The sequence below is a fragment of the Marinomonas flavescens genome, from assembly GCF_004352835.1.
GTDB lineage: Bacteria > Pseudomonadota > Gammaproteobacteria > Pseudomonadales > Marinomonadaceae > Marinomonas > Marinomonas flavescens.
In genome coordinates this window covers 50,716-75,545 of record NZ_SJSB01000011.1, presented here as the reverse complement: position 1 = coordinate 75,545, position 24,830 = coordinate 50,716, and the positions used below count along the sequence as shown (strand labels likewise).

The 24,830-nt window shown below is 42.2% G+C and carries 21 protein-coding genes and 1 pseudogene; 12 read left to right on the top strand and 10 right to left on the bottom strand.

Features of this window, described 5'->3' with window-relative positions:
* Window positions 1-70: 70 nt before the first annotated feature.
* Window positions 71-925: an NAD-dependent epimerase/dehydratase family protein gene (locus E0D70_RS12240; RefSeq protein WP_133012581.1), complete on the top strand. Its 855-nt coding sequence runs from the start codon at window positions 71-73 to the stop codon at window positions 923-925.
* Window positions 926-983: 58 nt separating this feature from the next.
* Here the strand turns inward: E0D70_RS12240 and E0D70_RS12235 are convergent, their stop codons facing one another.
* The 4 genes from E0D70_RS12235 to gmk all read right to left on the bottom strand — a co-directional run bounded on the left by E0D70_RS12235 (window position 984) and on the right by gmk (window position 4,540).
* Window positions 984-1,370 (bottom strand): RidA family protein, encoded by a 387-nt coding sequence (locus tag E0D70_RS12235; RefSeq protein ID WP_133012580.1) that lies wholly within the window; start codon window positions 1,368-1,370, stop codon window positions 984-986.
* Window positions 1,371-1,456: 86 nt separating this feature from the next.
* On the bottom strand, window positions 1,457-3,571 hold the full coding sequence (locus tag E0D70_RS12230; protein WP_133012579.1) for a RelA/SpoT family protein: 2,115 nt from the start codon (window positions 3,569-3,571) through the stop codon (window positions 1,457-1,459).
* Between the two features lie 62 nt (window positions 3,572-3,633).
* Window positions 3,634-3,858, bottom strand: a complete 225-nt coding sequence (rpoZ, locus tag E0D70_RS12225; RefSeq protein ID WP_133012578.1) for a DNA-directed RNA polymerase subunit omega — start codon at window positions 3,856-3,858, stop codon at window positions 3,634-3,636.
* A 58-nt stretch (window positions 3,859-3,916) separates the two neighbouring features.
* On the bottom strand, window positions 3,917-4,540 hold the full coding sequence (gene gmk, locus E0D70_RS12220) for a guanylate kinase (protein WP_133012577.1): 624 nt from the start codon (window positions 4,538-4,540) through the stop codon (window positions 3,917-3,919).
* A gap of 234 nt (window positions 4,541-4,774) precedes the next feature.
* Here gmk and E0D70_RS17645 point away from each other — a divergent pair.
* From E0D70_RS17645 to E0D70_RS12210, 3 genes and pseudogenes are all read left to right on the top strand, one after another.
* A pseudogene (locus tag E0D70_RS17645) lies at window positions 4,775-5,646 on the top strand (DUF3369 domain-containing protein); the annotation flags it as partial.
* A gap of 6 nt (window positions 5,647-5,652) precedes the next feature.
* Window positions 5,653-6,993: a putative bifunctional diguanylate cyclase/phosphodiesterase gene (locus E0D70_RS17635; protein WP_240537107.1), complete on the top strand. Its 1,341-nt coding sequence runs from the start codon at window positions 5,653-5,655 to the stop codon at window positions 6,991-6,993.
* Window positions 6,990-8,855 carry a sensor histidine kinase gene (locus tag E0D70_RS12210; protein WP_133012576.1) on the top strand — a complete coding sequence of 622 codons (1,866 nt, stop codon included), beginning with the start codon at window positions 6,990-6,992 and terminating at the stop codon, window positions 8,853-8,855. The genes E0D70_RS17635 and E0D70_RS12210 overlap by 4 nt, the downstream gene beginning before the upstream one ends.
* Window positions 8,856-8,932: 77 nt before the next feature.
* On the opposite strand, the gene E0D70_RS12205 is transcribed toward E0D70_RS12210, so the two are convergent.
* Together E0D70_RS12205 and E0D70_RS12200 are read right to left on the bottom strand one after the other, a co-directional pair.
* Window positions 8,933-10,918 carry an LTA synthase family protein gene (locus E0D70_RS12205; protein ID WP_133012575.1) on the bottom strand — a complete coding sequence of 662 codons (1,986 nt, stop codon included), beginning with the start codon at window positions 10,916-10,918 and terminating at the stop codon, window positions 8,933-8,935.
* 120 nt (window positions 10,919-11,038) lie between these two features.
* Window positions 11,039-12,241: an MFS transporter gene (locus E0D70_RS12200; RefSeq protein WP_133012574.1), complete on the bottom strand. Its 1,203-nt coding sequence runs from the start codon at window positions 12,239-12,241 to the stop codon at window positions 11,039-11,041.
* An 85-nt stretch (window positions 12,242-12,326) separates the two neighbouring features.
* On the opposite strand from E0D70_RS12200, the gene E0D70_RS12195 reads away from it, so the two are divergent.
* The gene (locus E0D70_RS12195) at window positions 12,327-13,133 is read left to right on the top strand and encodes an AraC family transcriptional regulator (RefSeq protein ID WP_240537101.1); all 807 of its coding nucleotides are present in this window, start codon (window positions 12,327-12,329) and stop codon (window positions 13,131-13,133) included.
* Between the two features lie 114 nt (window positions 13,134-13,247).
* Here the strand turns inward: E0D70_RS12195 and E0D70_RS12190 are convergent, their stop codons facing one another.
* Window positions 13,248-14,960 (bottom strand): sensor domain-containing diguanylate cyclase, encoded by a 1,713-nt coding sequence (locus tag E0D70_RS12190; protein ID WP_133012572.1) that lies wholly within the window; start codon window positions 14,958-14,960, stop codon window positions 13,248-13,250.
* Between the two features lie 813 nt (window positions 14,961-15,773).
* Between E0D70_RS12190 and E0D70_RS12185 the strand changes: the two genes are divergently transcribed.
* From E0D70_RS12185 to E0D70_RS12165, 5 genes are all read left to right on the top strand, one after another.
* Window positions 15,774-16,115, top strand: coding sequence for a helix-turn-helix domain-containing protein (locus tag E0D70_RS12185; protein WP_133012571.1), 342 nt, complete (start codon window positions 15,774-15,776; stop codon window positions 16,113-16,115).
* Window positions 16,108-17,337: a type II toxin-antitoxin system HipA family toxin gene (locus E0D70_RS12180; RefSeq protein WP_133012570.1), complete on the top strand. Its 1,230-nt coding sequence runs from the start codon at window positions 16,108-16,110 to the stop codon at window positions 17,335-17,337. The genes E0D70_RS12185 and E0D70_RS12180 overlap by 8 nt, the downstream gene beginning before the upstream one ends.
* 206 nt (window positions 17,338-17,543) lie before the next feature.
* Window positions 17,544-17,723, top strand: a complete 180-nt coding sequence (locus E0D70_RS12175; protein ID WP_133012569.1) for an AlpA family phage regulatory protein — start codon at window positions 17,544-17,546, stop codon at window positions 17,721-17,723.
* Between the two features lie 92 nt (window positions 17,724-17,815).
* Window positions 17,816-18,886, top strand: a complete 1,071-nt coding sequence (locus tag E0D70_RS12170; protein ID WP_133012568.1) for a helix-turn-helix domain-containing protein — start codon at window positions 17,816-17,818, stop codon at window positions 18,884-18,886.
* Window positions 18,870-19,361 carry a PIN domain-containing protein gene (locus tag E0D70_RS12165; protein ID WP_133012567.1) on the top strand — a complete coding sequence of 164 codons (492 nt, stop codon included), beginning with the start codon at window positions 18,870-18,872 and terminating at the stop codon, window positions 19,359-19,361. Before E0D70_RS12170 ends, E0D70_RS12165 begins: the two co-directional genes overlap by 17 nt.
* 388 nt (window positions 19,362-19,749) lie before the next feature.
* Here E0D70_RS12165 and E0D70_RS12160 read toward each other — a convergent pair whose 3' ends face one another.
* Window positions 19,750-20,616 (bottom strand): YicC/YloC family endoribonuclease, encoded by an 867-nt coding sequence (locus E0D70_RS12160; RefSeq protein WP_133012566.1) that lies wholly within the window; start codon window positions 20,614-20,616, stop codon window positions 19,750-19,752.
* A 160-nt stretch (window positions 20,617-20,776) separates the two neighbouring features.
* Here E0D70_RS12160 and rph point away from each other — a divergent pair, with 160 nt between their 5' ends.
* On the top strand, window positions 20,777-21,496 hold the full coding sequence (rph, locus tag E0D70_RS12155) for a ribonuclease PH (RefSeq protein WP_133012565.1): 720 nt from the start codon (window positions 20,777-20,779) through the stop codon (window positions 21,494-21,496).
* 270 nt (window positions 21,497-21,766) lie between these two features.
* Entirely contained in the window at window positions 21,767-22,276 is a 510-nt protein-coding gene (locus tag E0D70_RS12150) for a hypothetical protein (protein ID WP_133012564.1), read from the top strand.
* A 113-nt stretch (window positions 22,277-22,389) separates the two neighbouring features.
* On the opposite strand, the gene E0D70_RS12145 is transcribed toward E0D70_RS12150, so the two are convergent.
* Both E0D70_RS12145 and E0D70_RS12140 read right to left on the bottom strand, forming a co-directional pair.
* On the bottom strand, window positions 22,390-23,439 hold the full coding sequence (locus E0D70_RS12145) for a metallophosphoesterase (RefSeq protein WP_133012563.1): 1,050 nt from the start codon (window positions 23,437-23,439) through the stop codon (window positions 22,390-22,392).
* Between the two features lie 217 nt (window positions 23,440-23,656).
* On the bottom strand, window positions 23,657-24,766 hold the full coding sequence (locus tag E0D70_RS12140) for an ABC transporter ATP-binding protein (protein ID WP_133012562.1): 1,110 nt from the start codon (window positions 24,764-24,766) through the stop codon (window positions 23,657-23,659).
* Between the last annotated feature and the right edge of the window lie 64 nt (window positions 24,767-24,830).

The following is a 24,830-nucleotide window of genomic DNA, read 5'->3' as shown; positions in this document are numbered from 1 at the left end:
TGATAATACAAATTTTGATAAAGTGAATCGGTTAATCCAGTTTGCGCTTTTATTACTTAAAGAGGTTCTCATGAGTCCGAAACGAATTCTAATCGCAGGATGTGGTGATTTAGGGGCGGGTATTGCTCCTTATTTTATTGAAAGAGGTGACCGCGTTTACGGTATTCGTCGTTCGGGTACTGTTTTTCCTCAAGGTGTACAAGGAATAACTGGGGATATCACACAGCTTGAAGATGACAAGTTGCCAGAGGTTGAGCTGATTTTTCTGATTATGACACCCGCAAACAGAAGCCCAGAGGGGTATCGTGCCGCTTACTATAATACGGCTCAACGTCTTATTCAGCGCTATCAAGCGACTCAGCCCCAGATCATATTTGTCTCTAGCACCAGTGTTTATGGTCAGAGCCAAGGCGAATGGATTGATAGTGAAACTGTGCCAAAGGAGAACAAAGCAACTGCGAGCATATTGTTAGAAACAGAAACCGCGTTAGCAAAAGCATTGCCCTCAATCGCTGTACGTTGCTCTGGAATTTATGGGCCAGGCCGCTATCGGATGCTGACTAAAGTCATGTCGGATGAAGTATGGGAAGCGAATAGCTGGACCAATCGAGTTCATCGCCACGATGTGGTACGTGCTTTGTGTCATTTGGCTGAAAATGCGCTTAGCGGAGTCGTATTAGCGAATCATTACAACGTGACTGACGATACGCCGGTGTCTATGTGGGAAGTTAAGTTATGCATTGCTAAATTACTGGGTGTTGAGGCAAACATTCCTAATGATGTGAATGCCTTTATTCCGCAGTCTGGGAAGCGTATTGATAATCGGGCGTTAAAGGAGACGGGCTTTTGTTTCGATTACCCAAGTTACGTCAGTGGGTATCTAGAGTTAGTTAAGTGTTATCAAGATGAATTAAGTTATAAATAAAAAAAGAGGCGTCGAGCGCCTCTTTTCAAATTATCTTACATGTACTGAAAACAGATAATTAGTCTTCAAGTACCATGATGCCTTCGATCTCAACCTGAACGCCTTTAGGCAAAGCGCGAACACCCATTGCGGCACGAGCAGGGTAAGGTTGTTTAACGAACTGAGTCATTACTTCGTTCACTGTCGCGAAATTGCCTAGATCAGTCATGAAAATATTAAATTTCACGATATCTTCTAAAGAACCACCAGCTGCTTCACAAACCGCTTGAAGATTTTTGAATACTTGTGTTGTTTGGTCAACGATGTCTTCGCTGATGACTTCCATTGTTTCAGCGACTAAAGGAATCTGACCAGAAATATAAACGGTATTGCCAGCACGAACCGCTTGAGAATATGGACCGATTGCAGCAGGTGCTTTGTCCGTATGAATTATTTGTTTTGCCATGATACTAAATCCCATTTCAAAAGTTATGTCACCGCAGCATTTTTATGCTGCGACAGGTTTAAATGTAAATATTACTCAATAATTATTTAACGACCAACAATGGTCTCACGCGAGACTTTTTCAACACAACGAACGGCTTTAATTCGACGCATTACGTCAGCCAAGCCGACACGGCTAGAGATAGTAATACTTAGGCGAAGTCGACTTACGCGGCCACGTTCAATGATGTCTAAGTTAGAGACTTGATAATCTGTATCACTGATGGAACTGGCAATTTTCGCCACGGCTCCACGTTCGTTTATGTAGCTAACGATTAGGTTAATATTGAGGTCTTCTTCAATGTCTTTACCCCAAGCCATACGAATAAAGCGTTCAGGATTGGCTAGATGATCTTGAATATTTGGGCAATTTAAGTGATGAATAACAATGCCTTTGTCTACTTGGACGTAGCCGACAATTGGGTCTCCAGGAATTGGTGAGCAACACTTGGCATAAGAAATTAGCATGCCTTCGGAGCCGTTTACCTTAAAGGATTTCGGTGTCACCAAGGTTTTTTCATCGTAATCAGGGAACAATTCTCTGGCAACCAAGTAGCCGACGTGTCGGCCCTTGCCAATGGATTCAAGCAAATCCTCTAATGAGGTGAGTTGATGCTGTATCAGGACTTGATTGATCTGTTCTGTTGTTAGTTCTTCAATATTCGTTTTAAAAGCATTCAAAGAGCGAGTTAGCAAACGATGACCAATGGAAATGGCATTTTCACGCTGCTTGTCTTTGAGATAATGACGGATATTGGTTCGTGCTTTACCGGTAATCGCAAAACTTAACCAAGCGACGTTTGGCTGGGCATTTTTAGCACTGATGATTTCGACCGTTTGACCACTTTCTAGTTGCGTACTTAATGGTGCAAGTCGTCGATTTATACGACACGAAATACAAGTGTTGCCTATTTCTGTGTGTACACCATAAGCAAAATCAACAGGCGTTGCGCCAGATGGTAATTCAATGATCTGGCCTTTTGGTGTAAATACATACACTTCGTCTGGAAATAAGTCACTTTTGACGTTATCAACAAACTCCATTGGGTTGCCTGTTTTCTGCTGAATTTCCAACAGACTTTTCACCCATTTGGTCGCACGATCATGATTGCTTGGTATTGCGGAATTGCCGTTGAATTTGTAAGCCCAATGCGCCGCGATACCATTATTGGCAACTAAATCCATCTCTTCTGTACGGATTTGAACTTCCATTGGCAGACCATTGTGACCCACTACAGTCGTGTGTAATGACTGATAACCATTGGATTTTGGAACCGCAATATAGTCTTTAAAACGACCTTCGATGGGCTTAAATAATGAGTGGATTGTTCCCAATATACGATAACAACTATCGTGACGATCAGTAACAATACGAACACCCAACACATCCATAATTTCATCGAGAGAGCGATGTTTTTTGCTCATCTTTTGATAAATGCTGTAGATGTGTTTTTCTCTTACGCTGATGTGTGCGTCGATATAATCGGCGGCCAGTTCGGAGCGGATAAAATCTTCAAGCTTTTCGGTGTCTTTACTGCGGTGGCCATATTTTTTGTTAATGGCCCGTTGCAGCATGCGAGCACGCATAGGGTAATAGGCTTCAAAAGCGAGAGATTCTAAGGAAACACGCACATTGTACATACCTAAACGGTTAGCAATAGGTGCATAAATATCTAGGGTTTCACGAGCAATACGACGTTTTTTGTGCGCTGGCATGGAGTTCAGCGTACGCATATTGTGCAAACGGTCCGCCAGTTTGACGAGAATGACTCGAATGTCATCTGCCATGGCCATGGCCATTTTCTGGAAGTTATGAGCTTGTTTTTCAATTTGGCTGTTGAATTCAAGATGTGTCAGCTTACTAACACCATCAACCAAACTGGCAACGCCTTCTCCAAACTGCTCAGTTAGCGCTTCACGGCTAATGCCTGTGTCTTCGATAACGTCATGAAGAAGTGCTGCTGTTAACCCTTCGCTGTCCATGCGTAATTCGGCAAGAATTTCGGCGGCGGCAAGCGGATGGGTAACATAAGGTTCGCCACTTTTACGCCATTGCCCATCATGGGCTTGCTCTGCGTAATAGTAAGCACGCTTTACCTGAGCAATTTGCTCGTATGGTAAATACTGACTTAATGTCAGTGCTAGATCTTCAATGGTATACATCGCTCACCTCACAACAATAAATAAGAAGTACAACGGCAGTGGTATGAGCGACACCATCAATATTAGAACTCGTGAATAGGTTGCTTTTGAAGATCAACGTTTTTAGCGTTAATCAAATCTGCAGCAATTTCACGCAAAGCAACAACTGTCACTTTATCGTCTTCGATAGCTACTTTTGCTTCTTCACCACCGGTTGCTAGCTGGCGTGCGCGTTTTGATGCCACCATGACTAATTCAAAGCGGTTATCAACGTTTTCTAAACAATCTTCTACGGTAACTCGAGCCATTTTGACCTCTGTATTGCGGTTAGCTATTTATGCAAATGTAATTCTACTTAACGGCTTATTATAATGACAAGAGATCATTGATAAGATTGCCATATTTTTGTTTCATTACTGTGTTTTTTGAACGCATTGCGGTAAAAATCGACTTCATTTGTGCCAAAGCCATATCAAAGTCATCATTTATAATGACAAAATCATATTCATTATAGTGTGATATTTCGTTTACTGCTTTACTCATGCGTCTTTGAATTACTTCTTCACTGTCTGTACCTCGGTCGCGAAGACGTTCTTCTAGTACCGCTAAAGACGGTGGTAATATAAAAATACCAATCGCATTTGGGTACTGTTGACGTACTTGTCGAGCGCCTTGCCAATCAATTTCTAGAATGACATCCAAGCCTTGCTCAAGCATATTGAAAATAGAAGCTTTGGATGTGCCATAGTAATTATCAAACACTTGGGCATGTTCAAAAAAGGCATCTTCAGCAATCATATCCAAAAAGTCTTCATCTTCCGTGAAAAAATATTCACGGCCATGTTCTTCGCCGGTTCTCGCCGCTCTTGTTGTATGAGAGATGGAAATACGAACCTTATCATCCGCTTTTAGTAACGCTTTATACAAAGAAGATTTACCAGCACCAGAAGGTGCAGAAAGGATAAATAAGTTGCCCGTGTGTAGATCCATAAAACCTTTAAACCTAGTTGAGATTAGTCGAAATAAAGTTTCGAGATTGTACCATGGTACGCAGCTTTTCGCTTTGCTTATGTTCTGTTTAGCGAAGAAGCCTATATATTAAGTCACACTATGCTGGTATAAAAATGTACTAACACGAGATTGATTTGGGCAAAAGCAAAGAGATAGATCTAAGCTTGAAGTAAGAAAAAATAGCAGACTTATGATGCAAGGAAGAGCCGTTATATGAATGTTAAGACGCACGATCAAAAGAACATGTCGATATTTGAATCACGGGTTGATACTTGTAAAGTTTTATCTGTTGAGGATGATCAAGATTATCAAGACGCATTAATTAATGCCTTATCGACATTGAATTATGATGGTAAAGATGTCGAGATTTTGACGGCTAATTCAGCTGCTCAGGCGGGTGTCATAATCGCGATGAATCCGGACATTAGCGTTATTCTTCTTGATGTTATTATGGAGACAGACGATGCAGGGTTGCGTTTAATTGATACTATCCGAGATGGCATAGGCAATGATTTGGTTCGGATTGTGCTGTTAACTGGTCAGCCGGGCTCGTCGCCAGCTGATGATATTATGAACCGTTATGATATCGATGATTATTGGAGTAAGCCTGACCTGACGCAGGATCACCTGCAAACCATTATTTTAAGTAACCTTCGTACCTGGCATCACTTAAAAGACATGAAAGAAGCCCGACATGGTATGCAGATGCTTATCGAATCGAGTCAAAGGCTGGCTACCAAACGCGATATTCTTGGTTACACTCGGTCAATTTTAGAAGAAGTCTCCCAGTTACTGAATATCAAAAAAGGTGGCATTGTCTGTTTTTCGGATACCGCTGACGGTGAAATCGAGCAAGCTATTATTGTCGCGGCGAGCTATCAAGTTATGCACAACAAAAGCTAGGCAATGTTTTTGATGATCACTCCCTATTGCAGTCTATTACAGATGCATGCAAAGAAAAGAAGCATGTGTTTATTGAAGGCTACTCTATTTTGTTTTTTTCAAATAAAGAGCTGGAAGAAAGAGTGTGCATCTCCTTGGTAAAATTAGACCGAGCGTTATTGCCAAACGAATTAAATTTGCTGCAAGTCATGTGCGAAAACATCAACGTTGGATTTCGTAATGTAGCGCTGCACAGTAAATTAACAGAACTGGCGTATTTTGATCCTACCTCTGGTTTGCATAATAAGAATTGGTTAACTCGTGAAATTAAAAATATGTCACCAGTAGACATACCTTGTGCAAAACTACTCATGCTGCACTTAGAAGACTTAGCTCATACAGAGACGGTGTTTGGTTCGAAATTTGTGGATCAACTGATTAAATCACTGTGTAGTCATCTGCATAGCTATTTCACCGACACGATTCACATCGTTTTAGTTGAGCGAGATACTTTGGCTGTGTTGGTGTATGCAAGCCAAGTTTATGATGAAAAGTCTTTAGAACCGATTATCCACGCAAGTTTGAATATTAAAAATGCCACACACACCGTCGATGTTATTATTGGTTCTATTGAAATAGACCAATTTAAACACTATGAGGCAGAGCAAATTATTAGTGCCGGTGAAAGTGCGCTGGAGCAAGCGAGAAGAAAAGGCCTGTCATTTTTGGTGTATTGTGAAAAACTCGCCAGTGCGATTATTGACCGTTACGCGTTACTCACAGATTTACGTGAGGCCGTGATTAACGATCAAATTGAGATTTATCTTCAACCTAAAGTATCTTTAGAAAATGGCGAGTTAGTAGGATTTGAATCACTGGCTCGTTGGCAACATCATAGCGGGAATTTTATTCCACCTTACCAATTTATTGCACTCGCCGAGAGTTGTGGGCTGATTGGTAAGTTGGATCAGAATATTATGCGCCGCTCTTGTCTTGCTGTAAAAGCGCTAGCGAAGGAGGGCATTGTTGTTCCTATTTCCGTCAACGTTACCGGCAGTGAAGTCGTTCGCCCTGATTACTTCGAACATTTAGCCACACTTCTTCATGATCTAGAGATTGACTCTCAGCTAATTGAATTAGAGCTGACAGAAAGCCAACTTATAGAAGAAAAAGCAACGATATGTAAGCAGCTTCATTCACTAAAGCAAAATGGCATGAAAGTGAATATTGATGACTTTGGAACAGGTTATTCTTCGTTGGCCTATCTGTCTACATTGGCACTTTCAACGTTGAAAGTAGATCACAGTTTCGTTTGGCGAATGGAAGACTCCACGAAAGACTGGCAAATACTAAAAATGATTATTAATTTAGGGCAAGTGTTAGGTTTAACTGTGATTGCAGAAGGTATTGAGACTGTTGCGCAGCGTGATTATTTGGCAGAGCTCGGCTGCCAGCAAGGGCAAGGTTACTTATTTTCTAGACCCATGCCTTTAGATCAAGTGGTTAACTGGGCGGAGAAATACTCTAAGGACTTGGGTCATACTTTATGACTCGTTTTCCTAAGCAAATTATTGTACCTATTATTATTGCCGCCATTTTCTTAACCATAGTATTTATTGGGTGGAGTAATTATCGATTATTTGAAAATCGATTTGCTACTCAGTTGACTGTTACCGAGTCTGAATTGCTTTCCCAGAGTAATGCTCTTTTTAGCCGTGAATTAGGTCATATAAGAAGCACTACACTGTTCTTACGGAATAGTGTTTATGCACTATCAACGACACATAACCATATGCCAAACTCAGTTTGGCGAAAACCTGATATTACCCAAGTTTTTTCTCAATTTGCGCGTACTTCTCCTTATATTTCTCAGGTTCGCTGGATTGACCCACAAGGTAAAGAGCTTATCCGAATAAACTCTCATGGAGGGCAAATTACGGTTGTTCCTACCGATCAACTTCAAGATAAATCTGATCGCTATTATTTTCAGCAAGGAGCTAAGGCGAAAGGGAATTATGTTTATATTTCTCCAGTAGATCTGAACATGGAAAATGATCAAATAGTTCACCCGCTTGAGCCTACTTTACGAGGCGCCGTTTCTTTGGATCGAGAGATGAAAGGTGTGCTGGTTGTGAACTACAATTTAACCCAAATATTTGGTCAGCTACGAAGCTTGTCTGATAATCGAGTTTATTTAGACGTTGTAAACCCTGAAGGGGAATGGCTGATTAGCAAAGACCCTAAACAAGAATGGGCTAACGCTCTCAATCGTGATCAAGATAAAAACGTTTTAAAAGCCTTATACCCTGACGTTTGGAATTCCATTTTACCTAATGGTGATCTATCAAGCCTACTTTATAAAGGGCAAGTTTGGAGCTCAAAACAAGTCATGGTTGAAGGTGATTCGACTGCTTTGAGCGAAGGCTCGGCTTCTTCTTTATATTTTATCGCGCGTTCACAAATGCATGTGATTTCTGAGCATCGGACCTATCTTTTGTGGGTAATTATATCCCTGAGTAGTGTTGCTTTTCTTGTTCTGTCATTTTTAGTTTGGTGGCAAATGGGGAATGCTTATAAGCGCCGAGATTTATTGGTTGCTCTAGAGCAAGAAAAGTCACATTTAAAAATAGCGAATGAAGAGTTTAATAAGATAAACCGCCAATTAGTCGAGTTGCAAAACGAGTTAGTGGAGAGAAGTAAGTTGTCAGCTCTTGGTTTGATGGTTGCGGGCTTAGCTCATGAAATGAACACGCCACTGGGTGGTGTACGGATGGCTATCTCTTCCTTAGCGGCATCAATTAATAGGGAGGTAGATCAATTATCCAATAAAAGTAAATCTTCCATGATGACGTCGATAGAGATAGCAAACAAGAATTTAACAAGAACCGTTAACCTAGTTGCAAGTTTTAAGCGAATTACCTCAGATGCGACAGGCCAAGATATAGAGACCTTCTTATTTAATGATGTGCTGAAAGATGTACTCATCGTCTATAAGTCTTTATTGAAACGTCATACAGGCATTGAAATCATTCATGAATGTGAATCAAATATAAATATGAAAGGCTTTCCTGGCATTCTTTTTCAGGTCATTCAAAATTTTATTGATAATGCGCTTCAGCACGGATTTAAAGACGTAAAGAGAGGAACGATTACACTCATCGCAAAGAGCCAAGAAGGCAATTTGGTGTTGACTGTTGAAGACAATGGGAAAGGAATATCTGACGAGGTTAGTGATAGACTTTTTGACCCTTTTGTAACAACAGGGCGAGGGGATAAACACACAGGCCTTGGATTGCATCTAGTTCATCAGTGGGTTTATCAGCTAATGAATGGCCATATCGAAGTAACGTCTAAAAAAGGTGAGGGCACTAGTTTTGTGGTTTCCATCCCCTTAATACACAACAGAGAATGAACAAATAACTAAGAAGTTAAAAGCGCTTAATAATTCGAGCTATTATCTGAATTTAAGCGCTTTTAACGGCTATTTTTTTAGTCTTTAAAGCCTTTTATATGAGCATTAATTTGCCAGCGTAATAGCGCGGGTAAGGCTTTTTGACGTGCTTGCTGGAAAGGTGCAACGTCTTGGCTTTGTTTTTTGACTTCTAATCCAGAATCGTTTTTCCAAGGATAAAAAGCCGGCTTACCACTCATGGGATACGCGCCCTTATTATCAATCCAAAGGGTCGTATTATAGCCAAAAGCTCGACTTCTATCGTCTTCTACTGCAAGCATATTACGCCCTGCAATGGCTTGATAAGACGTATCTGATAAGCTGAAATTATAAAGGGTTGGAAAAATGTCTTTATGAGAACCAACGCGATTTTGATCGTAACGCCAGCTCGTATGATCAAGGATTTTTTTCGGTATATGTAGGTAGAAAGGCACTGCTCGATCAAGCATTTGCTCTTCAGGATAATAGGCTTTTAAACGTCGCATCTGGTGGTCTCCAGTGGCGGCGATTAATGTACTATCAGCTTTGTTGGAGGCCTCTACAGCATTAATGAATTGACCAAAAGCATCTGTCGCAAACTGATACGTTTCTTGTATATTCAGCTCTTCTTGGCCTTGCGCTTCCGCATGCCTTTTTACCTCAGGGGTAATGGCTATTGGTTGCGGATGGTAACGACTAGGCGTGACATAAGGTGGATGATTTGTAATAGTCAAAATACTGATAAAAATAGGCCCTTTGGATTCTTTTAACAGTTTTTCGGCCAACCGATAAGCGTAGTCATCAGGCACACCCCAATCGGTGATTTCGTTGGCAGATTCAGGATACATCTTCATCAAGGTGTTTTGATCGTAAACGGCATCCACCCCTTGAACAGGTAAATAATTTACTAGGTTACGCCACATCATGTTGCCCGGTGAAATAAAGATGACCTTGTAACCGGCTTTCTTGTACACGTCGAATGGCGTACCACTTAACTTAGTATGTTGCGCTGAGCTGTGGCTGATGTTTTGCATTGGACTATGAAAGAACATTGCAGCTAACGAAGGGGCGGTACCATTGTCTTCAGATATAAAGCGTTTGAAAACGAAATCTTCGGCAAAGTGAGGGCGCAGGTGGCCTAATAGATCATTTTTACCCACCTCATCAAATTGCAGCATATTACTGCCAAAGCTTTCCATTAATGCCATAACAACGTTGGGTTTATTCTCTGCAAGCCAAGGATTCTTAGGCGTTTTTTCCATAATACTGCTGATGCCAAGCGCTTTCTCGAGCTGTTTACCTTTGGCTTTTGTGACAGGAGAGAACGATAAATCTTCATTGTGATCATCAATAGCCCAGCTAAGACTCATAAAACCGTTAGGTGTTATTTTGTTGAGCAATAACAATTGAGATACTTGTGCGTTACCTCGTCTAAGAGGAAAGGTTCCTAGACTACCGCGGCTAATAATGGCCAGTACGATAATGAAAATTAAAACATAAAGAACAAAAAAACCTACATTCCATTTGTGAGGTGTTTTTTCTTTAATAAAGAATTTCACTAAACGGACGGCAACAAATGCCAAGACAAGTGCCGATAGTAAACCTCGAATAATAGGGTAGCCTTCCCACATATTTGCTAGCACGCTCGTAGTGTCATCTTCGGCAAGGCCAAAAGCAAAAACGTCAAAGGTATTGTGGTAAGTCTGATAATAGTAATAGTCGCTAATCGCCACCATGGCGACAATAAAAGCAAGCAGCCCAAATACCCATGGTAAGCATACTCTCATAACCTTCCAGGTTTTTTGGCTGGAAGCCATAAGTAGTCCAAGTAGCGCAAAAGGAACCATTAACATGCCCGCGACGCGTAAATCATAGCGGATTCCTGTAGTCCACATACGCTGTACATCATCGCTATGGCTTGCTAGTTGGCTGGGTTCAGAAAAAGATGCCAACATCGCATAGCGGGATACCATTAAAATCAGCACGATATATACTATCTGGAACACTAATGTCGCGAACAGCGAGCGGATTCTCGTTTGGTACATGAATGGTCGGTTCCTAAACTACAAAGATGGAGAGAAAATGGAGTATAGCATTCTTCCTTTTTTTTCGACTGAGTACTCTTTTGATCATCAAGAAAACAGTATTTCTTACGCTTTTATCCGCTACTGTGATGGCTTTGGGCTAGCAAACCATCCTAAAATCATCCATAGAAAACCAATGACTAAAAGTACATAGAGTGGTGCATTCCAAGAATGATATGAATCGTGAAGTGTGCCTATCAGCACCGGACCTAATGCGGCTAGAGTGTAGCCAATGAGTTGCGCCATGCCAGAGAGGGCCGCGGCTTGTTTAGGGCTACTGGTCCTTAAACCGACAAACGATAATCCTAAAATAAAGCCCATACTGACACCAAAACCAAAGCATACCGCCCATAATCCAGACCAACTAGGGAGGTATAAAAAGCCAAATAAACTTAACCAAGTTAATCCCGTAGCCAACAAGCATAGTCGACGATGGCTTCCTAAGCGGTTGATAAATGGCGCTAATATTAATGAGGGCAAGGCGCCGGCCAATTGTAAGTAACCTTGATATAGACCAGCAATTGAATCTTCGTAACCGTAACTCACTAAAATAGAGGGTACCCAAGCGACGACGATGTAATTAATCAAAGAGTTGAAGGCTAAAAAACCAGCTACCTGCCAGGCGGTGACAGAGCGCCACAGTTTAGGCGATATCTCAGTACTGTTTACTTGGGGCGTATGATGTTGGGTGATTTTACAGGTAAACCAGACTGCTAGTGGCAAGAGAATCATGATCCCTTGGCACGCCAGTGCGAACGACCAACCACTCATTGGCAAAGTAAAATCCGATTGCTCAGCAAACTCGCTTAATGGCACCGCAAAGCTCGACATGACAAAGCCTCCAACACTCATCATGAGGACATAAATCGCGGTAAGTTGAACGATGTGATTTGGAAATTCACGCTTTAGTAAGCTTGGCAGTAAAACATTGCCGATGGCGATACCAGCCCCGATAAGCACTGCGCCAATGTACAAGGTGCTGAGCGAACCCAGTGAGCGAGCAATCATGCCAAGAGCAATCAGTCCCACGCCGCTAGCTAAGATTCGCTCAATCTGAAAGTGCCTTGTTAACCAAGAGGCAACCGGAGCGAAGAGCGCAAAAATTAGCAGAGGTAAGCTGGTCAATAATCCAGATTGTGAACTGGAAAGATGTAAATCTTGGCTGATGCGATCCAAAAGGGGCGGTAAACCTGTCACTGGGCCGCGTAAATTCAATGCGATAAGAAAAATAAAGATAAGCAAGTAGAGTGCGTCATGCTGCGCGAGGCGTCGTAAAGCATTCATAGAGTCATGGTCACATTTAGAAGATTGTCGATGGGCTATTATATGCGCTAATCTATGTGCTGAATTAAGCTACTTGGACAATAAATTGCTAAATACAGACAATATTGCTTCCCAGTTCACGACTGATCTGAATTTTTCAGATAACTATCCGCAACCAGTACTTGCTCTGCGTTCTGAGTCGCTTCCTCATGCTGAAGAGACGCCATGGCATCAACATCAAAAAGGGCAGCTAGTACTGCCTCTAACTGGTGTCGTGACGAGCTTTATTAATGACAAAATGTGGCTTGTTCCGCCTCGCTGTGCAATATGGATTCCCAGCATGGTGGTGCATCGAAATCAAATATCACCGCATGCGGATGTTTGTATGTTGCTTGTTGACCAATCGGCTCTCGTCATGCCGGACACCGTTTGTACTCTCACTGTAACGCCGCTATTACGAGAGTTGGCCATGCATTTAGCGACGCTGGCATTAGACTACGAAGCGGGTTCTGCAACAGATCGTTTGGCCACGGTTTTTCTTGACCAACTTGCGGCACTAGAAAAAGAAGAATTTGACTTCCCTATCCCAGATGACCCGATTCTCAATCGCCTTGCCTTAGCGTTACTGGCCAATCCCAGTGAAAAGCGTACGTTAAGTGAATGGGCCGGCGATTTTGCAATGAGCGAACGCACATTAGCACGCATGGTTAAGCGTCATGTCCAGCTTACCTTTGGCCAATGGCGAGGTCATTTACACATTGTTTTAGCCTTGCAAAAATTGGCTATCAACACCCCTGTGCAAACGATTTCTGAAGAATTGGGTTATGAATCGGTTAGTGCGTTTATTACTTTTTTTAAAAAGTCCCTTGGTAAATCTCCAAGGCAATATCGAGTGGAGCGCTGGGGTAATTAGTGCACAGATTTTAGCTTAGAGACACCGAGAATAATGATATAGATCCATGCATCATTGAGTAACATAAGAATACGTTCAACATCTTATATTATGTGCGCTAAATCTGTCCGTTACCTACCCAGCATACAGTAGAGACAGGTTTCGTCCGCTATGTTTAGCTTCGTATAGGGCTTTGTCAGCGCGATCAATCGCAGCTTGTAGATCAGCTGTTTTAGGGTCTACTTCTGAGATACCGACACTAAGAGTGACATTGATCGTCTGATGTTGGTCATTCTGAATGCTGACTTTTTCAAATGTTTGACGAATCCGTTCTGCTAATGAATGGGCGTGTTCTAGTTCTGTTTTTGGCATAAGAATAACAAACTCTTCCCCACCGTAACGGGCGATAATGTCCTGGCGTCGGCATTGATCTCTAAGAACATTAGCTACCTGAACAATGACCTGGTCACCTAAAGTGTGTCCGTAGGTGTCATTGATATTTTTAAATAAGTCGATGTCGAGAATAGCAACAGAAAGAGGGAATTGTGTTTGCTTATCTTGGCTTAGCAGTTTGCTAGCTTCTAGGCCAAGAGAGCGGCGATTCAGAAGCTGGGTTAATGGATCCGTCGAGGCCAGTAATTGCAGCTCAGCTTGAGTCGCTTTGAGTTTTTCTAAGGAGCGAACACGGTAAGCAATAATGAGTGAAAGCATAATGGCTTCTAGAATAATACCAATAGCGACACCGTGGGTGTTCAGGTAATTAAACTCGACTTTACCCTTATAGAAAAACACTTCTAAAGTACTAAAGGCAACGAAAAACACATGCCCAGTAAGAAATAAGAGGGATATCGGGTGCTTACGAATAACCATTGAGAGCGCAACTGAGAGGCTGACGACCATCATGATTGCCGCGATTGTACTTGAGTATTTTAGCGCTGTAATAACATCAAATAAGCTATAGAAAGTACTGACGACTAACATGAGAATAGTGGCTAATAACGCCCAATGCTCAATAGGATATTTCTTTTTGGTTTCAAAAATATTAGCCATAAACAGCAGTAAACAAATTGGCATCGCGCCTAATGATAGGTTCCAGTCTAGAGCGTGAACCCCGAATATATTAAACCAACCTGCCAATAAACCATTCGAGAACGCGACCCAGCAACCACCAAAAATGAGATAACACGCATAAAAAAGGTGCTCTTTTAAGCGTGATGAGAAAAATAGCAGAAAGTTATAAATAATAAGCGCCAGCAACATCCCAATAATTAAAGAAATATCAGAGTGTTGACCTATTAGTGCTCGTTTTGATTGATTAGCATTATATAAATTGAAACTGAACCATTGGGATGAGAAGGCAAGGTTCTTAATGAACAATGTTTTGTCCTGCTGGGGCGGTAATTCGATGTCAAAGATAGAAGTACCGTGAAACATCCACTGTTGTATTTCCTTCCGGTTCATATCCAGTACACGTTTTCTTGTGAGCTTCCCATCGACAACTTCATAGAGTTCAAGTAGGTGGTTATGATAGGCATATGGATCATGCAGGAAGACTTTAATCGGCGTAATACTGGTGTTTTTAAGCTTTATTTTTACCCAGGTTGTTTTGGAAGTAACACCTAATGTTATGGCATTAGAGGATGTTGTAAAATGCTGTTTTTCAATATCAGACAATGACATTTTTTCTGTTTTGTCGACAAAATAGCCCACTTGAAACTGTTCTAGCTTGGTAAAATCACTCTGAATATTCTGTGTGGGAACCACTGCAGAGGCTGCTACAGGGAAAAGCCAACAGCAAAAAGCAATCAATGCGTAAATCAGTGAATTTGGGCGAGTAACACAGTCCATTAATCATTATCCATAACTTAGTGATTGATCGAATTAGTGTTTATTTTAACCGATAGATGAAAGAGAAAGTGCTTTTAATTACTCGAAATGACGGAATTGTTGTGAAACTGGCGTTTCTAGAATAGAAAAATCTAAAATCGAGAAGAGCTGGCTTTATACATCATGGTTGTATCATTCACAGTAAGCTATAGCATCGGTCTACAGATTGTTACTCATAGAGTCTCTTTGTGTAAACCTCTGGCCGCCGATTTACCCATTCAGTAAAACGCTCAGGCGAGCACTCAATTTGAACCTCGTACTGTTACGTGCAGAAAAGCGTGATTTCATTCTAGTCGAGTATAAAGCAGTCCCTCAATAGCTCTCTTTCTTCTTTGTGGATACCGGCTTGTTGAGTATGGATTTTACTAAATCTTAGTGGGGCTTCTTGGCTATGAGTACGGAAAAACAGTGCCGTTTACACTCAGCTGTTAGGGTTTAAAAAATAGCAGCTTTGAAAGGTTCTACCGAGCACGATTTTCGTCAACATAGCTTGGCCATTTTTCGCTTGTTCTATGTGATCGTGATGGGTTAGCAGAAAACTCGTCTAACCTAAAATGGATATCATAGTATCAATTTTAATAGAGCTATTCTAATTACTGCCCCATTGTCCAATTTGCCCACAGTAAATTAGTGCGTGTCTAATAATTTATCTATTATTACATATCAAAACTTGATTTATGATATGCAATAACTAATCATTCTTGTGTTCTTTGCTGTCAGCTGATATGTTTTTATATATATTATTCATCAAATGATTCATTAAGGTATATTGAAGTGAGCTATGTAACAGAGCAGATATTACAAGGTCTTCGAGAAGCTCGGGTACGTAAGGGGTTTAGCCAGAGAGAGCTGAGCGCTCGTTCGGGTGTGCCTCAAAGCCATATATCTAAAATCGAGTCTGGTGGCGTTGATTTAAGAATGTCCAGTTTGATAGCGCTTGCCCGTGTACTCGACCTAGAGTTATTTGTTGCTCCTAAAAAGTCTGTTCCTGCCATTAAGTCGATCATTCGAAATAGCCAAGGTACTCATAATAACGGTCTTAGCAATAACAGCATCAACGATGAAGCTGAGCAAATGTCGCCTGCATATCAGTTAGAGGAAGACGACGATGACTAATCATGTCTCTACGTTAAACGTTTTGCTCTATGGCGAACCCATCGCAACGATCACTAACGTGGGCAATGACAGAACGCTTTTTGCTTTTATGGATTCGTACATTCATGACGAATCACGGCCAGTGTTAGGACTTGGCTTTAAAGATGCACTGGGTGGCTTGCTGACTAACTTTAAACCGACCCAAACCAAGTTAACTCCGTTTTTCTCTAACCTTTTGCCAGAAGAAACGATGCGTAATTACCTGGCAGAGCGTGCCGGAGTGAATCCAGCGCGGGAATTTTTTCTATTGTGGGTATTAGGGCAGGATTTAGCAGGCGCGATCACGGTTGAACCGGCCGATGGTGAAGCGCTGCCGCCTAATGTGCATCAAGATATTGAAGATGATACGAAAATTGATGCCCCAATGCGCTTTTCATTGGCGGGTGTGCAGTTGAAATTTTCAGCCGTGCAACAGGCAAACGGCGGTTTGACGATTCCTGCGACAGGTAAAGGCGGCTCTTGGATTGTGAAATTGCCGTCGTCTCGATTTGACGCTGTGCCAGAAAATGAATATTCGATGATGGAGCTGGCTCGAATGTTGGGAATGAATGTGCCAGAGACTCAACTACTCCCCATTAACCAGATAGCTAATATCCCACAAGGGGTTGGAAAGTTTGGTGACTCATTTAAAAACGCTCAGGCCTTTGTGATCAAGCGCTTTGACCGTGCAGGTGATCAAGCCGTACACATTGAAGATTTTGCGCAAGTTTTTGGCGTCTATCCTCAAGATAAATATAAAAAAGCCAGTATGCGCAATATTGCTCAGGTTATCGGCATCGAAGGCCAAGACGAAGACATCGCAGAATTTACTCGCAGGTTGGTGTTCAATACCCTAATTGGAAATGCTGATATGCATTTGAAAAATTGGTCTGTAATTTACAAAGACAAGCGCACCGCATCCATTGCGCCCGCTTATGACTTTGTCTCGACCATTCCTTATATACACGATGATAGTGCATCGCTGAAGGTGAGCCGGAGTAAAAAATTCAGTGACTTCACGCTGGATGAGTTATCACACCTAGCAGCTAAAGCCATGTTGCCAGAAAAGTTGGTGTTGGATACCGCCAAGCAAACAGTGGCTGGCTTTCATGAGATATGGCAGAAAGAAAAAGCGCATTTACCGCTTACCAAGTCGATGATTGAAGCCATAGATACGCACTTGCGAAGCATACCGCTACGCTAAATGATTAGATAGTTGTGAGAGCAACAGACGCTACCTTTTTTCAGTAATTCTGATATTGCCTCAAGCGCACCCCACCACCATACTTTTTGCCGCTTTAGATCTGCATTGTTAATAAGACTGAGAAATCAGCCGGGTAGGAAGGATAGAGGTAAAAAATAACACGGCTGCCCTTGTTATGACAGAAACAGCATAACAAGGATTACCCAATGAGATTCTTAAAACTACAACAAGTAATGGACAAAACAACACTGTGCCGTAGCAGTATTTATAACTTGATTAAAGCAGGTGACTTTCCTAAGAATGTAACTGTGATGGGTAAGCGCAAGGCTTGGTTGGAAAGCGAAATTGAAGATTGGATGATGAGTAAAATTGAAGGAATAGAATAGAAAAATAACCTGGAACATGTAATGATGAGGTTTATAGTTTATAAGTTTTTAAACATTTTATAAACCTATCGATTATTTGTAGAGAGGACAACATGTTTGCAAAACGTCTAGAACGAGCTCGTAAGGCTGCTGGATTATCAATGAAGGCTTTAGCTGATGAAATCGATCTATCAGCAAACTCAATAAAAAAATACGAACATGGCACTGCTATGCCTTCGTCAACCAATTTACTCAAGCTTGCTAAGGCACTATCAGTTCGCACTGAGTATTTCTTTCGCCCTACGAAGGTTGAAATATCAGGCGTGGAGTATCGCAAGCGTGCCAATACAAAGCAGAAAATACTAGATCGTATAAATGGTGATGTGCTTGATCAAGCAGAGCGTTGGCAAGAGTTGTTAGAATTCTACCCTGATTCAGTTAAGCCTATCCCTGGATTCGTGTTACCGGATGATCTTCCTGTGCAAATCGCTAGTCTAGAGCAAGCCGAAGAGTTAGCTGTTCAGATGCGTCGCGCTTGGGACCTCGGTCTAAACCCTATTCACTCCATGATCGATACCATGGAGTCTAAAGGCATCATGATAATCACTACAGATGTCGAAACGGATAAAAAATTTGATGGTTTAGCTGGGAAAATCGATAACACGCCAGTTGTTGTAATCTCAACGAGCCAGAGTGGCGATCGACAGCGGTTTACGCTAGCACACGAACTCGGGCATTTAGTGGTACATGGCCGCTTACCTGAAGAGCTAGATGAAGAAAAAGTGTGCAATGCCTTTGCAGGTGCTTTTTTGTTGCCAGCACAAACTCTCATAGAGCACTTGGGTGAAAAGCGTCGAAACATTGAGCCGCGTGAACTACTGATGTTGAAGCATGAATATGGAATTAGCATGTTAGCTTCGCTATATCGAGCTGGTCAGTGTGGAGTTATTACGTCGGCAACGCAGAAAAGCTTGTTTATGTTGTTCAGTAAAAATGGTTGGCGAACCCAAGAGCCTGGAGAAGAGTATCCACATGAGTCGACGTTTTTGTATCAGCAGTTGGTATATCGCGCGTTAGGTGAAGAATACATTGGAGAATCTAAAGCCGCAGAATTACTTGGCATGTCTGTATCTAGCTTTCATAAAGAACGAAAGTTGGAGGCTTTAAATGCAGTTATTAATTAGTGATGCCAATATCTTGATCGATATGGAAGAGGGTGGCTTACTTGAAGCGGTTTTTAGTTTGCCATACCAATTTGCAACGCCAGATATTCTGTATGTAGAAGAGCTGGAAGAGGCACATTCTCATTTGCTTGCACTAGGTCTAGAGTTAAAAGAGATTTTACCCGCCTCAATGGTGTATGCCATGGAACTGACTGCTAAGTACAGAAAAGCGAGTCGTAACGATTGTTTTTCATTAGCGCTAGCGAAGCAGGAGAGTTGCCCTTTACTTACGGGTGATATGGCACTTAGGAAAGCAGCCGAAAAAGAAGCAGCCATCGTCAATGGAACAATTTGGTTAGTAACTCAGCTGGTGGTTCATCAGAAAATCAACACCGAACAAGCACGAACTGCCTACAAGCAGATGCAGTCTAATGGTAGGCGTTTACCATGGAATATCGCAGAACATGCTTTAGTCGAGCTAGAGAAAATGAAGTAATTAATCTTAGTTTTCCTCACTAGATATGATATTGATCTTGTGCTTTCCCCAGCGTCATTTCACGTCGTTTGCTATTTGATGTGAAGTGAAGCATTCAGCTTGCAGTGCCTGAAGCAGGGATAACAAGGTACAAACCCTCACCACCCGCTTTGATCAGCGTTTCTACTTTTTTAACTATTAATTTAGCCATAGCCCACCCGTATGTAGTGCATGAGATCAGTAGATGCTACTCACTAATTATGCTTTTATTAATTTCTATCACAACCACCAATATAACCACCATGCGATAGTGGTTAGTGGTGGTTTGTAGAATACAGGCATGAGCTAAATATTAAGTTAAGATATTGATTTTAAAGTTAAAACTTACTATAAAATATAGTTATTAGCATTATTCGATGTTTTGGATCTGTTCTCTCATTTGTTCAATCAAAACCTTCAGTTCCACGGCGCTTTGTGTTGTTTCAACGACGATGGATTTTGATGAAAGGGTATTGGCTTCGCGGTTGAGCTCTTGCATTAAGAAGTCGAGGCGACGGCCGATGGGGCCTTTTTGTTGCAGTTGATGGCGTACTTCTTTGGTGTGTGTGGCGAGGCGATCAAGTTCTTCTGCTACGTCGGCTTTTTGTGCCAGCATGACGATTTCTGCTTCGACGCGCATTGGGTCAAGGTCCGCTTTGGCGGCTTCTAGCTTGTCGATCAAGTTTTGCTTTTGCGCGGCAATAATCTCAGGCAATTTGGCTTGAACGTCCACGACGATTTGGTCGATGGCGTCTAGGCGTTGCTCTATGATGCCTTTCAGTTGTTCGCCTTCACGTAAACGTACTTGGATAAGCTCTTCTACGCCTTGCTGAAAAAGTTCAGCAACGGCTTTTTTCATCATATCGAAGTCACTGCCTTCGTTATTTAAAATGCCTGGCCATTGTAAGATATCGAGTGGATTGGCTGGGTTTAGGTCTTTAAACCAAGTACCTAATTCATTGATAGCGGTCGCCAATGCTTGAGCATTGTTAGCATTAATATTGAGGCTGGAGGCGGCTTTATCGACGGCTTGAAAGCGCAGTTGGCACTCTAATTTGCCACGGTTAAGCTTTTTGCGCAGCACATCACGAAAAGCAAATTCAAGCTCGCGGAAACTTTCAGGTAGACGGAAATGTGGCTCTAGGTAGCGTTGGTTTACTGAGCGAATTTCCCAGCTGATGGTGCCCCAATCGTATACAGCTTCTTGGCGAGAGAAGGCGGTCATGCTTGCAGTCATGTTAAATACCCAAAGTTAGATAGCATATTAATAAAGAGAGCCCAAAGGCCGAACGAATAGTGTACCTGATGAGTAAGAGTTTCATAGGGAAGGGGCGCAATTTTGTGGAGGTTCGTTATAATTGCCGCTTTAGAATAGTTCCATTAATAGAGAGACAACTATGCGCCCGAGCGGAAGAGAAGCAGATCAATTACGTCCCCTTAAAATTACACGCAACTTTACCAAACATGCAGAAGGGTCGGTATTGATCGAGTGCGGTGACACTAAGGTTATTTGTACTGCTACCGTGGTCAATGGCGTGCCGCGTTTCTTGAAAGGTAAGGGCCAAGGTTGGATTACAGCTGAATACGGCATGCTGCCACGCTCTACACACAGTCGTGTGGATCGTGAAGCCGCTCGTGGTAAGCAAAACGGCCGTACGGTTGAGATTCAGCGTTTGATCGGTCGCTCTTTGCGCGCTGCGGTTGACCTTAAAAAACTGGGCGACAACACCATCACGATCGACTGTGATGTTATCCAAGCGGATGGCGGCACTCGTACGGCGTCTATTAGCGGTGGCTTTGTTGCGTTAGCGGATGCCATGCAAGTTCTTCTGAACAAAAAGAGGATCAAAGAAAACCCAATCGTGTCACAAATCGCCGCGATTTCTGTGGGTGTTTATAAAGGCGTACCTGTGTTGGATTTGGATTACCCTGAAGACTCTAATGCTGAAACAGACATGAACGTGATCATGAATGACAAAGGCGGTTTCATCGAGATTCAAGGAACGGCGGAAGGCGAAGCATTCAGCGATGAGCACATGGTTGGCATGTTGGCTGTGGCTCGTAAAGGCATTGCTGAAATCATTGAGTTACAAAAGAAAGCACTTGCTGATAATTAGTCGATAACGTTTTTAGACAAACATTATAGTGTTTATTCGCCCACTTAGATGGGATACAGAAGCCCAGTTTTAATGTGTTCTACCGCATTATTACTGGGCTTTTCTTTGTTTTTGAATCTGAATTTAATAAATCTACTGATAGACATGTCTCTACTATAAAGTCTGTTTGGCGATTAATGTTAGTTATTGTGCGCGTTTTTGCGCCTCACAATATGTGCCTTCTCTGTCATTATCTTTTGCTTACCTAACAATAAAAATAAGGCGGTACAGGTGAAGAAATTAATAATAACCGGCGCGCTGTTAATGGCGTTGAGTTCAGGTACGTTCGCTTCTCAGATTGATGGGAAATGGTATTTGCAAGACGCAGATAGCACACAAGCCAAGTTGGATGCTGCGGTAGACAGTGTGGCCAAAGAAATGAATTTTTTTGTTCGCATGGTGGCTCGTCCAATCTTGAAGAAAGAAACGAAAATTTGTCATGAATGGCAGCTATCGACACAAGCCAAACAATGGCAATGGCAATGTGATAAAGAAACGGCAGAAACGATTCCTTTGGGCGCGAATCGCTATGAAACCAAGGGCGATGACGATCGTAAGATTTTTTCGACCATTCATCAAACAGCAAAAAAAGTTGAAGTGGTTCTAGAATCTGAGCGTGGAAAACGCACCAACACGTGGAAAATGATAGACGCCAACACATTAGAATACACCGCAAAACTGGAGTCAGAAAAACTCCCAAAACCACTTACGTGGACGTTAATATATTCCCATAAGCCGTAACTCTCTTTTTCGTTAATCGCGCTTAATAAAAATGGCACCTAGTATTAAGTGCCATTTTTTATACAACCTAGCCAGCGGATAAACAAAGGAATAGTGGTGTCGCTCTGTGAAAATTAGTGCTGTATGAGTTCTTTCTTGCCCTTTTCTTCATAGGGCGCGAGCAGCTTTAACATCGCAGGGTCTTCGTCGATTTTATCATCGAGAAGCGCACGTTTAGTTTTGCTGTCGTTGGACGTTTCTTTGTTCTGTAGGTTAACAGGGATCAGTTTGTAATGTGACGAAGTGATCACGCCGTTTTTATAGACTAAATCAAGACGACCCAAGTATTTACCCCATTCATGCGCTTGTAGAATCAAGGTGCCATTTTGTACGTCGGGTTTAAATAAGGGGTCTTGAGAATGCCCGCCAATAATCACATCTATGCCTGGTACTGTTCGGGCTAAGGTCACGTCACCGGGGGCATTTTTACCATGTTGACCATTGTTATAGTGGCCCATATGAGTAATGGCAATTACGATATCTGCTTGTTTGCGTAATTCGGGGATCAGTTGTTTTGCGACCTCAATAGGTGAGCGAATCTCGATGTTTTTAAGGTACTCTGGATTACCCAGTTTTATGGTGTCGCCGGTGGTAAAGCCGACGACAGCAACTTTCAAGTCTCCTTCTTGAAAGATCTTATAAGCATCAAATAATCGTTTTCCTGTTTCTTTATCAAAAATGTTTGCTGATAGAAAAGGAAAACCTGCCCATTCTTGTTGTTTTCTAAGCACTGATAAGGGGTTATCAAATTCATGACTACCCACCGCCATCGCGTTGTAACCCAGTAAGCTCATGCCTTTAAAGTCTGGTTCAGCGTGTTGTATGTCAGATTCAGGAACGCCGGTATTAACGTCTCCGCCAGAGAGCAATAGGGTGTGACCATCATTCAAAGCGACTTCTTCTCGTATATTGTCGACTAGGGTTTTACGAGCCGCCATACCGTACTCGCCATCGCTATTTTTCCAGAAATGACCATGATTATCATTGGTGTGCAAAATGGTAAGGTGATATTCCTTTCCTGTCTGCCAATCTGGCTGCCTTGGCTCTACCATAGCACACCCAGTAACAAGGATAAGCAGGCCTAAAATGATGAGCTGGGTTATAACGCGAGGGCGTCGTGTCATGCCTTGGTTCCTTTAAAATCGTGGTGATGTTCGCATAAGATCATCGTTTTATCGTGTTCTTATTGAGTCATGAACTTTGAATATAAGCGGGAATGTAACTTAAAAAGAGAAGGAGTTCGATACACAAAGTTGTAAAGGTAGCCCGCGATGACATGGCGTAAAAAAGCCAACCCGAAGGTTGGCAAAAAGTATGACAAACGTACTATCAAAATAGGTTTTAGAAGTCTAATCGTTCACCTGTTTTTGGGTCGAATACAACCGCTTTTGAAGTATCAAACATCATGTTGATTACTGAGCCTGGCTCGGCTAAATAGCTTGGATTCGAACGACAATTGATCTCGGCACCATTGATACGCGTTAGGATCATAGTATCAGCGCCCATTGGCTCTGTTACTTCGACCTCAACCCCAGTGGTGGTGACAAATGCTTGTCCCTCTTTATGAGGCTGAGGTTCGGTAATCATCTCTGGGCGAAGTCCTAGCAATACGGTTTTGCCGATATGATTCTTTAAAGACTCAGGTCTTGGGAACGGAATGGCTGTTGTGGTGTTTGCTTCGAGTTCTAACACGGGTGTGCCGTTTTGATCGATGACTTTCGCGGGAATAAAGTTCATTGCCGGAGATCCCATGAAACCAGCAACGAATAAGTTCGCTGGATTGTCATAGATTTCTTGAGGCGTGCCAAGCTGTTGAACTTCACCGTCTTTCATCACCGCAATGCGGTCAGCTAATGTCATCGCTTCTATTTGATCATGGGTAACGTAAACGATTGTTGTACCAAGTTTTTTATGTAGTTTTTTGATTTCAGTACGCATTTCAACACGTAATTTCGCGTCTAGGTTAGACAGCGGCTCATCAAACAAGTAAAGCTGTGGACGGCGTGCTAAAGCTCGTCCCATGGCCACACGTTGGCGTTGACCACCAGAAAGTTGGGCCGGTTTACGATCCAATAAATGGCTAATTTGTAGTAACTCGGCAACACGCTGTATTTCTACGTCCCGTTCTGCTTTGGGCACTTTACGCATTTCCAAACCAAACGAGATATTTTGCTCTACCGTCATGTTTGGGTACAAGGCGTAAGACTGAAAGACCATGGCGATATCGCGGTCTTTCGGGCTGGTGTAAGTGACGTCTTTGTCAGCGATTAAAATACGGCCTTCAGTGATGTCTTCTAGTCCGGCAATGGAGTTCATTAATGTGGATTTACCACAGCCTGAGGGGCCTACCAAAATCAGGAATTCACCTGTTTCGATTGAGATATTAATGCCTTTTAGTATTTCTGTTTTGCCGTAGCTTTTTTTTACGTTATCTATCGTTAGACTTGCCATGTTATTGCTCCAAATTCTATCTGAGTCGCTCGCGCAATGAAAAATATATAGGCACGAGCGTCGT

Coding starts and splice junctions, on each gene's coding strand:
- E0D70_RS12240 (WP_133012581.1), top strand. CDS start 71: ATGAGTCCGAAACGAATTCTAATCGCAGGATGTGGTGATTTAGGGGCG.
- E0D70_RS12235 (WP_133012580.1), bottom strand. CDS start 1,370: ATGGCAAAACAAATAATTCATACGGACAAAGCACCTGCTGCAATCGGT.
- E0D70_RS12230 (WP_133012579.1), bottom strand. CDS start 3,571: ATGTATACCATTGAAGATCTAGCACTGACATTAAGTCAGTATTTACCA.
- rpoZ (WP_133012578.1), bottom strand. CDS start 3,858: ATGGCTCGAGTTACCGTAGAAGATTGTTTAGAAAACGTTGATAACCGC.
- gmk (WP_133012577.1), bottom strand. CDS start 4,540: ATGGATCTACACACGGGCAACTTATTTATCCTTTCTGCACCTTCTGGT.
- E0D70_RS17635 (WP_240537107.1), top strand. CDS start 5,653: ATGTGCGAAAACATCAACGTTGGATTTCGTAATGTAGCGCTGCACAGT.
- E0D70_RS12210 (WP_133012576.1), top strand. CDS start 6,990: ATGACTCGTTTTCCTAAGCAAATTATTGTACCTATTATTATTGCCGCC.
- E0D70_RS12205 (WP_133012575.1), bottom strand. CDS start 10,918: ATGTACCAAACGAGAATCCGCTCGCTGTTCGCGACATTAGTGTTCCAG.
- E0D70_RS12200 (WP_133012574.1), bottom strand. CDS start 12,241: ATGAATGCTTTACGACGCCTCGCGCAGCATGACGCACTCTACTTGCTT.
- E0D70_RS12190 (WP_133012572.1), bottom strand. CDS start 14,960: ATGGACTGTGTTACTCGCCCAAATTCACTGATTTACGCATTGATTGCT.
- E0D70_RS12180 (WP_133012570.1), top strand. CDS start 16,108: ATGACTAATCATGTCTCTACGTTAAACGTTTTGCTCTATGGCGAACCC.
- E0D70_RS12175 (WP_133012569.1), top strand. CDS start 17,544: ATGAGATTCTTAAAACTACAACAAGTAATGGACAAAACAACACTGTGC.
- E0D70_RS12170 (WP_133012568.1), top strand. CDS start 17,816: ATGTTTGCAAAACGTCTAGAACGAGCTCGTAAGGCTGCTGGATTATCA.
- E0D70_RS12165 (WP_133012567.1), top strand. CDS start 18,870: ATGCAGTTATTAATTAGTGATGCCAATATCTTGATCGATATGGAAGAG.
- E0D70_RS12160 (WP_133012566.1), bottom strand. CDS start 20,616: ATGACTGCAAGCATGACCGCCTTCTCTCGCCAAGAAGCTGTATACGAT.
- rph (WP_133012565.1), top strand. CDS start 20,777: ATGCGCCCGAGCGGAAGAGAAGCAGATCAATTACGTCCCCTTAAAATT.
- E0D70_RS12145 (WP_133012563.1), bottom strand. CDS start 23,439: ATGACACGACGCCCTCGCGTTATAACCCAGCTCATCATTTTAGGCCTG.
- E0D70_RS12140 (WP_133012562.1), bottom strand. CDS start 24,766: ATGGCAAGTCTAACGATAGATAACGTAAAAAAAAGCTACGGCAAAACA.